The organism is Roseomonas chloroacetimidivorans (genome assembly GCF_049629625.1).
GTDB lineage: Bacteria > Pseudomonadota > Alphaproteobacteria > Acetobacterales > Acetobacteraceae > Roseomonas > Roseomonas chloroacetimidivorans.
The window spans coordinates 34,338-44,675 of the sequence record NZ_JBNBZS010000045.1 but is presented as its reverse complement, the minus strand read 5'-3'; the positions used below and the strand labels follow the sequence as shown (position 1 = coordinate 44,675).

The 10,338-nt window shown below is 67.4% G+C and carries 11 protein-coding genes; 5 read left to right on the top strand and 6 right to left on the bottom strand.

The features are described 5' to 3' along the window. The 5 genes from ACO1BU_RS25145 to ACO1BU_RS25125 all read right to left on the bottom strand — a co-directional run. Positions 1-688: zinc-dependent alcohol dehydrogenase family protein (locus ACO1BU_RS25145; RefSeq protein ID WP_424138718.1), on the bottom strand; the 688-nt coding region annotated here is incomplete at its 3' end. A gap of 5 nt (positions 689-693) precedes the next feature. Then, positions 694-1,098: an LLM class oxidoreductase gene (locus ACO1BU_RS25140; protein ID WP_424138717.1), complete on the bottom strand. Its 405-nt coding sequence runs from the start codon at positions 1,096-1,098 to the stop codon at positions 694-696. A gap of 211 nt (positions 1,099-1,309) precedes the next feature. After that, on the bottom strand, positions 1,310-1,621 hold the full coding sequence (locus tag ACO1BU_RS25135) for an excalibur calcium-binding domain-containing protein (RefSeq protein ID WP_424138720.1): 312 nt from the start codon (positions 1,619-1,621) through the stop codon (positions 1,310-1,312). Positions 1,622-1,800: 179 nt separating this feature from the next. Further along, a complete protein-coding gene (locus ACO1BU_RS25130; RefSeq protein WP_424138716.1) occupies positions 1,801-2,388 on the bottom strand; it encodes a FlgO family outer membrane protein in 588 nt (195 codons plus the stop codon). A 31-nt stretch (positions 2,389-2,419) separates the two neighbouring features. Further along, entirely contained in the window at positions 2,420-3,064 is a 645-nt protein-coding gene (locus tag ACO1BU_RS25125) for a hypothetical protein (protein WP_424138715.1), read from the bottom strand. Positions 3,065-3,686: 622 nt separating this feature from the next. On the opposite strand from ACO1BU_RS25125, the gene ACO1BU_RS25120 reads away from it, so the two are divergent. After that, positions 3,687-5,876, top strand: a complete 2,190-nt coding sequence (locus tag ACO1BU_RS25120; protein ID WP_424138714.1) for a phage/plasmid primase, P4 family — start codon at positions 3,687-3,689, stop codon at positions 5,874-5,876. A gap of 470 nt (positions 5,877-6,346) precedes the next feature. After that, positions 6,347-7,378, top strand: a complete 1,032-nt coding sequence (locus ACO1BU_RS25115) for a tyrosine-type recombinase/integrase (protein ID WP_424138713.1) — start codon at positions 6,347-6,349, stop codon at positions 7,376-7,378. 58 nt (positions 7,379-7,436) lie between these two features. Here the strand turns inward: ACO1BU_RS25115 and ACO1BU_RS25110 are convergent, their stop codons facing one another. Continuing rightward, positions 7,437-7,631, bottom strand: coding sequence for a hypothetical protein (locus ACO1BU_RS25110; RefSeq protein WP_424138712.1), 195 nt, complete (start codon positions 7,629-7,631; stop codon positions 7,437-7,439). A 28-nt stretch (positions 7,632-7,659) separates the two neighbouring features. On the opposite strand from ACO1BU_RS25110, the gene ACO1BU_RS25105 reads away from it, so the two are divergent. From ACO1BU_RS25105 to ACO1BU_RS25095, 3 genes are read left to right on the top strand one after another with little or no spacing between them, the layout of a single operon-like run. Then, complete coding sequence (locus ACO1BU_RS25105) at positions 7,660-8,394, top strand: hypothetical protein (protein WP_424138711.1); 735 nt, start codon at positions 7,660-7,662, stop codon at positions 8,392-8,394. After that, positions 8,378-9,214 (top strand): segregation and condensation protein A, encoded by an 837-nt coding sequence (locus ACO1BU_RS25100; RefSeq protein ID WP_424138710.1) that lies wholly within the window; start codon positions 8,378-8,380, stop codon positions 9,212-9,214. Before ACO1BU_RS25105 ends, ACO1BU_RS25100 begins: the two co-directional genes overlap by 17 nt. A 22-nt stretch (positions 9,215-9,236) precedes the next feature. Beyond that, positions 9,237-10,100, top strand: a complete 864-nt coding sequence (locus tag ACO1BU_RS25095) for a gamma-glutamylcyclotransferase (protein WP_424138709.1) — start codon at positions 9,237-9,239, stop codon at positions 10,098-10,100. Positions 10,101-10,338: the final 238 nt, after the last annotated feature.

The following is a 10,338-nucleotide window of genomic DNA, read 5'->3' as shown; positions in this document are numbered from 1 at the left end:
CGAAGGACGGGCCGCCGACCGGATCGAACACGACCCGAGCGCCCTTGCCGCCGGTGATCTCCATGACGCGGGCCGCGAGGTCCTCCTCCTGGGTGGCGATCACGTGGTGGGCGCCTGCCTCCAGCAGAGCCTGCTTCTTGGCGCTGGTCCGCGTCGTGGCGATGACCGTCGCACCGACCATGCGGGCGATCTGGAACGCCGCCAGGCCCACGCTGCTTGATGCCGCGGTGACGATGACGAAATCGCCCCTCGCGAGCTTGGCCTGCTCAATCAGGGCGCCCCAGGCCGTGACGTACTGCATCCAGGAGGCGGCGGCCTCCTCGAAGGTCAGGTTCTCTGGATGCTTGACCAGGCTGCGGGCAGGAACATTGGCCACCTCCCCATAGGTGCCCCAGCGCGCGATGTCGTGAGGCGGTATGAGGCTAACCGCGTCCCCTTGCTGGAAGCCTGTGACCGACGCGCCGATTGCCTGGACGACCCCGGACGCCTCGTAGCCGAGGCGGCTCGGAAACACGGCCTCCTGCAAATAGGCGTGGTTGCGGAACATGACCTCGGCGCGGTTCAGCCCGATGCTGCGGACAGCAATCTGGACCTCGTCGGCGGCGGGAGGCGGAACCTCGATGTCCTCGATCTTGAGCACGCTAGCATCGCCGTACTGATGGATGCGGACCACTTTGGTCATGGTCATTCCCTTCAGGCTGATATCGTTGAGATGGGGTTTAATGAGTGGCTGGCTTGGAGGCGGAGCAGGACGTGCTCGGCCGACTCGTCCAGCGCCTCCATGGCGGGACCTAGCAACGTCTTGAGGCTGTGCGCGACGTGGGAAACGCCCCCGTCCTGTTGGTGCTTCCAGAGTTCGATAGACGCCCCACGACCGACGCTGACGCCTTGCCCGACGCGCAGAGGCGCATCGGGGTCCCCGTCCAGGTCGAAGAACATGGTGTAGCTGTAGGGCTCGGAGGCATCATCCGGCACGGCCGCCCGCCAGCCCAACACGATGTCAGGCAGGCACAGGAAATCGCTCTGGCGCCAGATCCAGCCATCTATCCGCTCCGCGATCCATTCGATGGTCTGCCAGACCTGGTCCGCTTTCGGCAACAGGTGTGTACTCCTCACGGGGCCGGCATGGGCGCGAAGCCGACGCTCCTGCTGTTTCCGTATGGATGACTGCTTCGCCTTCAAAACCAAACTTTGTTAGGTGGGATTAGAAGAGTTGGAACCGGTCATTCACCAGGGCGGCTGGTATTAGGAGTTCGCCTCTGCTTTGCACAAGGTGGAGCGCGCTCCCGGCCTTGGCTTGCGGCTGTGGTTATCGCGAGCGGCTATGCGGCCATGGCTCACACGCAACCCCATCATTATCTGCGTCGAGATGCGGCCAGTAACCAGGCTCTCCCCGTCCCGCAGGGGCAAGACCCACTGCACGGGCAGTGTCGCAGTTTCGAGCTGCCAGCCGGTGTCGGGCCTCGACCGTCAGCGATGATACGTCTTGGGCTCCAGAAAACCTCCAAGGCGCAGAAGAGCCTTGGCCCGAGGTGGATGCCCAATAGCTGCCCACTAGCAAGAGAAGGACGGTGATCGGAGCGTATTGCAGAGCGCGCCGCAGCTGCCGACGCCGCCGCATTGTACGGTCGTGGCGATGCCAAGTGGACAGCTTCTGCCGCTTCGAGAACCTGATCACCCTCCCTCCTTACGATGGCGGGCCGGAATAACAGCCTTCGGGGAACAGACGAACAGCCCGCCCTGAAAAACCGTAAGATAGGGGTAAGTCGCCCTAGCCGTTCCAGCTTGGTGCGCCAAGCCTCAGCGAGAACTCACTCGCCGTTCCAGCACTGCCGGCCGCAGAAGACTCTCGACATCACCCTGGCGCGTCAGGGCGAAATCGGATGCGCCAAGCACCTGCGCGTCCAGTCCGGACACCAGCTTCAGGCTGACCCAGACCCGTTCGCCGCCAACTGCGTAGGTCCCGGTAACAATCCCCGCAACATTGGGGGAGGAGAGGAGTGCGCGAGTTTCTCGCGAGAGCATCAGCTCTCCCTGCCCGGGAGCGAGCCGCATTGCTGACCGCAGGCGTACTTCCGACACCCGCATGCCACGCTGCGCCAGCCTGGAGCGGATCATGTCCGCCACGATGTTTCCGAAAAGGGAACTCTGCTCGAGTTGTTGAGCATCGGTGAGTGAGGCGACAATGAGTGGTGTGCCAGGCGGCAACCCGACAGCTGTATCGAGCATCTTGTCCACCGCTCGATAGGTGAGATGCCCCATGTCGCCCTGCACTGAGGACCGGTCATCCGTCGAGGAGGACGCGACTGTTTCAGGAAAGCTGGGCGCAGCACAACCGGCGACGCCCAGGGCAAGCAACATCGGCGCGAGTTTGCGGAGGGGCGGCATCGGCCGTGGTCCTTCGGACGCTGGAGGATAGTTAACGAGCGAATTGAAGAGGCCGCGATATCAGCGCGACACTTGGCCCGGGCGACGGGATCGGACCAGTGCGGGTGCTCGCATGGTAAAGGGGAAGATCCGAGGTCTCGACGTAGATCGGCTCCCGGACGTGGAACAGAACCTGTGTGGGCGACACGATATACGCGCGCCAGGCTGCCTCGGAGCCCTGGGTGGGCGTGAGTGCTCGGACAACATCTGCGGTGAGCCCTAGGCCAGCTGTGAGTGCTGCAATCTCCAGGGGAGCAAGCTGCGCAATTTTGTCGGCTGGTGTACCGGCGCCGAGATCGAGTGCGCTGACGAGGAGGCCGGTCTTAAGACCCGAGAGGGTGCCGGTTCCATTCGGTGCTGCCGGCCTCGACCCCCAGCGGACCCAATCGACGTCCAGGTTAATGACGGTGGCTCCGGCCGGGAGGGCAGCGACCGAGCCTCCACGGAACAAGATTTCGGAGGTCAGCGCGTCTCGGACCGAATTCAGGAAAGCGGAGCCATTCGATACTGCATGGATGTAGTAGGCCTTGGGCGCTAGCGCCTGACCAGGAGAGGCCATGGTGCCCGGCAGCAAACCGCTTCGTTCCATGTCGCTCGCAATATGGTTGGCGACGCGGTCCCAGTCGCGCACTGTCACGGCGCTTTCCTGGAAAGCAGGTGGCTTCGGCGCTACCGCGGGCTGGGTACAGGCTGACAGCAGAGCAAGTGTAACTGCAAGTGCCGGCACGAGGCAGATATGCTTGGCGTTCACGCTTGACCTTGCAGCGATTCTGAATGCTGCAACCTACGCTAGAAAAATCCCGAACAAAATATCTGTTTTCATCTTGCGGTTGAATGGCCGTCTTCAGCTGTGCGGTTCACTCGTCGCCCAGCCGTTGGCCTTACGGGAGGCGAACCACTCGCGCCTAATTCGAAAAAGACGGTGGCGCTCGTCGGGTACGTGGTGGGATACAGAATGAGGATTGGACCCTAGTTCATCAGCCTTAGCGGCTCGGGGGTCCGCAAGGGGGCCGCTGCCGCAATGACAAATTCAGAATGCAGATCGACGTGCGGCAATTGAGGGCCGGAAAACAAGCCAAAATCAACGCTAAACGAATGGTGCCCAGGGGCGAGCCGAGAAAGGCTCGGTAGAACAGCATCCTAACCCGGAGTGGGACTTTTCGGGAACCCAAGAAATCACAGGGGTTCCCAAGGCCAAGTGTCCCACTGATGATTTCGATGGCGTTACGCTAAGTGCGCTTGGCAAGCTTCCCCGGTGGGTGGCGTGGCAGGAGGAGTATCAGAAAGGGAGGCGGACGAAGGTTCCCTATGATCCGGCGACGGGCAGGCAGGCGGCGTCCAACCGCCAGTCCACCTGGGCGGTACGGGCAGCGGCTGAAGAGCGCGTCCCGAAGCTGCGGCTGCCCTGCGGCACGGGCGGCATCGGGATCATGCTGGGCCACCAAGCCGGCCTTACTATCGGCGGCATCGACCTGGATACCTGCCGGGCCGAGACGGGCGACCTAGCGCCGTGGGCGCTGGAAGTGGTGCGCCGCTTTTCGACCTATGCCGAGGTGTCTCCCTCCGGGTCCGGGGTGAAACTGTTCTTCCTCTACGACCCGAAGGAAGCGACCGCGATTCGGCAGGCCATGGGCACGGCGACCGGCCGGAAGTGGGCCTGGAAGGGCGGCGACCATCCGCCGGGGATCGAATTCTACATCTCCGGCAGGTTCTTCGCCGTGACCGGCGAGCGGCACCCGGGGGCGCCGGAGGAACTGCGCCGCGTGGCGCTGGCCGACTTGGAGTGGCTGATTCGCGAAGCTGGCCCGGCGATGGCGGGGAAATGCGAAGCGTCCGCCCGCAAGCCTGGCCGGATCAGTAAGGCGCTGGGCGTGAAGCCAAAGGCCGGAGACGGCAGCCGCAGCGCCATGGCCTTCAAGATCGCAGCTCAGGTGAAGCGAGAGTGCGGAGACTTCCCCGCCTTCCTGGATGCGCTGGACGGCAACCCTGACACAGCCGACTGGAAGGCGGAGAAGGGACAGGCCGAAGGCGGCCGGGAGCTGCGGCGCTGCTGGGAGCGGGCCGGGGAGGCGGTAGAGCAGGACGTGCTGCTGACCGAGCACGGCGTGGCCCTGGCCTTCACCAAGCGGTTCAAGGACCGGCTTCGCTACTGCCACGACACGGGCGCTTGGTTCGAGTGGACGGGCACCCACTGGCGGAAGGACCGCAAGCACGCGGCCTTCAGCTTCGCCCGGCGACTAGTGGCCGATGCCAACCGGAAGGCGGAGTTCAAGACGCAGGCCGTTACCGGCAAGGCCGCCTTCGCTGGCGGGGTAGAGAAGTTTGCCCAGCGCGATTCGGCGCACGCTGTGACCAACGAGGCCTGGGACCGCGATCCCTACCTGCTGGCGACGCCGGGAGGGGTGGTGGACCTGCGGACGGGCCGAATGCGGACCGCCCAGCCGGCCGACATGATGACGAGGATCACCGCCGTGGCGCCCTCGCGTGCGACCCCGCCCGATCTGTGGCTCCGATTCCTGGACGAGACCACGGGCAGGGATGACGAGCTGATCGACTTCCTGAAGCGGTGGTGCGGCTACTGCCTGACCGGCGACACGAATGAGCATGCCCTGCTGTTCGGGCACGGGCCGGGCGGTAACGGCAAGAGCGTCTTCCTGAACACTGTGGCGCGCATCCTGGGCGACTATGCTGCAGTGGCGGCCATGGACACCTTCACCGCCAGCTTCGGGGACAAGCACCCCACCGACCTCGCCATGCTGCGCGGTGCACGGCTGGTGACGGCGACCGAGACGGAGGAGGGCCGGGCCTGGGCGGAGAGCCGCATCAATCAGATGACTGGCGGCGATCCCATCTCTGCCCGCTTCATGCGGCAGGACTTCTTCACCTACCGGCCGCAGTTCAAGCTGACCATCGTGGGCAATCACAAGCCCATCCTGAAGAACGTGAACGAGGCGGCGCGGCGCCGGTTCAATATTGTCCCCTTCACCCGCAAGCCGGTGACCCCTGACCGGGAGCTAGAGGCCAAGTTGGAGGCGGAGTGGCCCGCCATCCTGGCCTGGATGATCGAAGGGTGCCTGGAGTGGCAGGAGAGCGGCTTACCCCGGCCCAAGGTGGTGGCGGAGGCTACGGCAGAATACTTCGAGGCACAGGACCATTTCAGCCGGTGGCTGGAGGAGTGCTGCTTCCGCGATCCTGTGGTGAGTGAGCGGCCGGGCAAGCTCCTCGCCAACTTTACCGCCTGGTGCGACGCGAACGGCGAAGACACGGCCGACAACCGCCGGCTGCGCGGGATGATCGAGCGTGTGCCCGGCCTCCGGTACGCGAAAGTTCAGGGCTTCCCGTGGGTGCGGGGGCTGCGGCTTCTGACTGAGCAGGAGCGGGGTCAGAAGCAGGAGGAGGCCGAACAGCAGGGCGAAGGGGGGAAGGGTGGGGAGGGGTCAAATCCATGATTTGCCACACGCGCGCACCTATGTGTGGGAACAGTCTAGCCCTTCCTCACCCCTCCCCCTAGACCCGATCAAGTTGCAGCTGCTGCCCGATGCGCCGGGCAGCGATGGAGAGCCACGGGCAGGGCTGCTGATCCCGCCGGGGCCGTCTTCGGCCACTCGGGCGCCTGTGCTGCTGGTCTTTGCGACAGTCGCGGCAGCCCTGGAAGTGGCAGCCGATCCGGGCACAACGCGCATCTCCGGCGGGCCCTTGGGCACGGTAACACTTCATTATCGTGCCCAAGGGGGAAGGCGAGGGGGATTGCCATCAAGACACCGGCCCTGGCACTCTCGACGGGGCCGTAGAGGCGGGCGCGGGGGCGCCGGCTGGGACGGCTCGAGAGGGGCAGGGGGCCTGGGGCAGTGGACGCGACGGTCGCGCGGAACCGGGCAAAGTCTGAGGTTTTTGGATTTCTTCGACCGGGGCTGCGGCCGTGACCCCGCCCGACGGCGCCGGCGACAGGCCGCTTCCCCCGGCGGTGCGGCGCCTGGTGGGGGAGGCCCTTCCACCCGGGGCCCTGGCCGTGCTCGCCGGTCCGGTCGGCGAGGCGGTGGCGAGGGCGGCCGGCTATGCCGGCCGGGCGCTCTCGGAGAACACCCGGCGCGCCTACGAGAGTGACTGGCGGGCCTTTTGCCGGTGGTGCGAGGCGGGCGGCATTTCTCCTCTCCCAGCCGCTCCGGTCGTGGTCGCCGGCCATCTTGCCAGTCTCGCCAAGACGCTGGGCCGCAGCGGGCTGCGCCGGCGGCTGGCCGCCATCGCCCACCATCACCGCGGGGCCGGGCACCCCTGGGAGACGCGGCACCCCGCGATCGCGGCCACGATGCGGGGCATCCTCGCGACTCACGGCAAGACCTCGCGCCCTGCCGCGGCGCTCACCTCGGCCGAGGTGAAGCGGCTGCTCGCGGCCTGTGGCACCGACACCGCCGGCCTGCGTGACCGGGCGCTGCTGCTGCTGGGTTTTGCCGGGGCGCTGCGGCGGTCGGAACTGGTCGCGATCGACCGCGAGCACCTGCGCTTCACGGGCGAGGGCATGACCCTGTTCATCCCGCGCTCCAAGCGCGACAGGGAAGGGGAGGGGGCCACTATCGGCATTCCCAGGGGGCTGAACCCGCTCTCCTGTCCGGTGCGGGCAGTGGAGGCGTGGCTCCGCCAGACCCGCATCGAGTGGGGGGCGGTGTTCCGCCGGCTCAGCCCCGGGGGCGCGCTGGAGGATCGGCTGAGCCCTCAGGGGGTGTGGAAGATCCTGAAGAAGCGGGCGGGCCTCGCCCGACTCACGGTGGATGAGACGGAGCGCCTGTCCCCGCACGGGCTCCGGGCGGGGTTCATCACCGAGGCCTATCTCAAGGGTGCGCTCGATGAGCAGGTGATGCACCACACCCGGCAGAAGAGCATCGCCACCACCCAGGGCTACCGGCGCCGGGCCCGGATCACGCGGGACAGCCCGGCCCGGCTGCTCGACCTTTGACGGGGGCGAGCGAGCGGAGGACGGGGGAGGGCTGCCGTCGGGCGCACGATGGCACGCGTCAGCGGTTCAGGACGCGGCGGCCAGCCTCATACGCGGCCTCGGCACCTGAGAAACCCTGGGCGGCGCGGGAGACGAGCGTCGTCCCGCGCCAGATCGCCCAGCGCCAGCTGTTCCGGCCAGAGCCCTCCTTGCTGACCCGGATCTCCTTGGCCTCGGGGAGGTCCTGCATGGGGCGGAGTTGTTTCGCGAGCATGGCCAGCCTCTAAGGACGCCAGCGAGGGATGCCAAGTCAGGAGAACGAAACTTCCGCCCCCACCGATCGAGACGACGCGGCCTCCCCCGTCTGGCAGCCCACCCCAGTCCCGGTGGATTGGCTGTGGAACGTGCTGGAGGTGGGCGGGCCGGCGGAGAGGGTCGCGCACTTCCAGGCGGCCGCGGCCGGGCCGGGGGTGATCCCCTGGGTGCTGGATTTGGCCGGGCTGGAGGAGGAGTTCCTCCTGCCCATGGCGGCCCCGCAGGACGGGGTGCGGGCGATCAGCCTCTCAGGTGCCAAGATCCTGGCGCGCCGCTTGCGGGACGCCATCGCGGCCAATCACCAACGGGCGCTGGCCCGCATGAGCACCGACCGGAGCTGCCCGTTGGACCTGCACCGGCTCCTGCCGATCCCGGCATCAATCCTCGCCCTCGGGCCGGAGGAGGAGGTGAGTCGCGAGTGGCTCCGCGCCCACTGGGGCGTGACCCGGCCGCTCCGGCACGTCCAGGCGCTGCCGAGCACGCTGGACGGCCGCAAGAAGCGGATGGGCCAGCTACGGGTCGGGTTCTGGTCGGCCGACTGGTCGCCCTGGCAGGCCGTCGCGCGCCTGCGCCGCGCCTGGCCCGACCTCACCTTTGATCTGCGGCCGGACTACGCGCCGGGCACGGGGGGTGATGGTACCGGGGCCGAGGAGGGCGGGTCGGGCCCGGAAGGCAAGGGCCGAAAGCCCGGCAGCCTGCGCGGGCGTGCCGCGCGTGGCTAGGGCCGCCACCCTCGAGGCGCCGGGTGAGAGCCCGGACGGGGAGGGGAGGGAGGGCCGCGCCTCCCAGGGCAACGCCACCCCGCATCTGAGCGTGGACGGCTTTGAGGGGCCGCTCGACTTCCTCCTCGAGATGGTGCGCCGCCAGCGTGTCGACCTCGGCCAACTTTCCATCCTGACCCTGACGGATCAGCTGGTCGCCGCCATCGAGAACGGCGGCGGTCGCATTCGCCTCGAGCGCCGGGCGGAGTGGCTGGTCCTGGCGAGCCAGCTCCTGCTGCTCAAGGCAGGGCTGCTGGCCCCTGCCAGCCCGGAGGAGGCCGAGGAGGCCGGGGCGGAGGCGCGCAGGAGGCTGGCTCAGCTCGACGAACTCGCCCGCATGCGGGCCGGGGCGGACTGGCTCACGGCCCGGCCGCAGCTTGGGAGGGCGGTGTTCGGCCGGGGAGGGAGCACGCTACCCCAAGCCCGGCCACAGACAGAGCTGTACCTGGCCTTCCTGGAGGCGACGCTGGCCATGCTGGAGGGGAGGGAGGGGCAGACCACCGAGCCCGCCCCCGCCTATCGGCCGAAGCCGCCCGATCTCTGGCGCATCCCGGATGCCATCCGCCGCATCACCGAGATCCTCCCGCAGCACCCGGCCGGGCTGCCCCTCGAGCGATGCCTGCCACTCATCCCGCCCCGCGCCCCCGACCGCCCCATCCGCCTCCGGGCGGCGCTGGCCAGCACCTTCGCGGCAGGGTTGGAATTGACGCGGGATGGTACGGCCACGGTTGAGCAGCACGATCCGTTCGGCCCCATTGTCCTCGAGCCCGCTCAAATCTGAACCGCGATGATGAGACAGATGAATGTCGAGACTGCCCAAGGGTAGCCCTTCCCCATCGGATTCCGGCCAATCCGCCGCCCCAGCCTCTCCGGCTCGTGGCGGATTGCAGTCTGACCTGGCGAGCACCAGGCCAGGCGGAACGCAGGGCCAGTTTTCTCGGGGAACCGACTGGGCGGCCCCGGAAGAGCTTTCCGAGAGCGAGGGCCCGGCCACGCCGCATGCCCTGACACGCGAAAGGCTGCTGAGCGGGGCCGTGGAGCGGATGGTCCGCGATGCGGGCAGCGCGGTGCTGACCGATGCGGAACGCCAAAGATCCCTACAGGAAACGTTGGCCGCTCGCCCGGATCGGTGCTCGCCCGTTTGGCTGTTCGGCTACGGTTCTCTGATCTGGAACCCGACCATCCATTACGTGGAGAGCCGGACCGCCACGGTGCGGGACTGGCAGAGGACGTTCTGTCTTTCGACCCCGGCCGGACGCGGGACCCCGGACAATCCAGGTCTGGTCCTTGCCCTCGACCGTGGCGGATCCTGCACCGGGGTAGCCTTCCGGATCGCCGAAGAGGAGCTCTTCGAGGAGCTCTCCATCGTCTGGCGACGGGAGATGCTGACCGGAGCTTATGTCCCGCACTGGGTCGCGCTGCACGACAGCACGGGACAGGTGTTTGGCAATGGGATCGCCTTCACCATCAACCGGAGCGGGCCACAATATGCCGCGCTGCCCGAGGACGTGGTCATCCGGCGTCTCGCGACGGCGAAGGGGCAGCTCGGAACAGCGGCGGAGTACCTGTTCCAGACCCAGGATGGCTTGCAGCGTCTCGGGATCCACGATCCGCTGATCGAGCACGTGGCGCGAGCAGTGTCCGAGGTGCAGGAGCCCCAGCAGTGACGGTATGACCTATGTCCTCACTCTGGCCGTCGTAGCGCTTATGCGCGGCGGGAGTGTGCCGCATCGGTCGGCTCGGCGGTCCGCCGCGGTGGAGGGGTGTGGGCGAGGCCGCCATCACTCATAGCAGTTCGGCTCGGAGGATCTGACGTGTCTGACCTTCGGGATCGGGTGGTGCGGGAGGCCAAGGGGGTCGTCCCTTCGCCATGGACGCGCATCCATGGCAGCCGAGGCTGCGCCG

Excerpts from the sequence above, each read along its gene's own strand:
- ACO1BU_RS25110 (WP_424138712.1), bottom strand. The coding sequence starts at position 7,631 with ATGCTCGCGAAACAACTCCGCCCCATGCAGGACCTCCCCGAGGCCAAG.
- ACO1BU_RS25105 (WP_424138711.1), top strand. The coding sequence starts at position 7,660 with ATGCCAAGTCAGGAGAACGAAACTTCCGCCCCCACCGATCGAGACGAC.
- ACO1BU_RS25130 (WP_424138716.1), bottom strand. The coding sequence starts at position 2,388 with ATGCCGCCCCTCCGCAAACTCGCGCCGATGTTGCTTGCCCTGGGCGTC.
- ACO1BU_RS25135 (WP_424138720.1), bottom strand. The coding sequence starts at position 1,621 with ATGCGGCGGCGTCGGCAGCTGCGGCGCGCTCTGCAATACGCTCCGATC.
- ACO1BU_RS25095 (WP_424138709.1), top strand. The coding sequence starts at position 9,237 with ATGTCGAGACTGCCCAAGGGTAGCCCTTCCCCATCGGATTCCGGCCAA.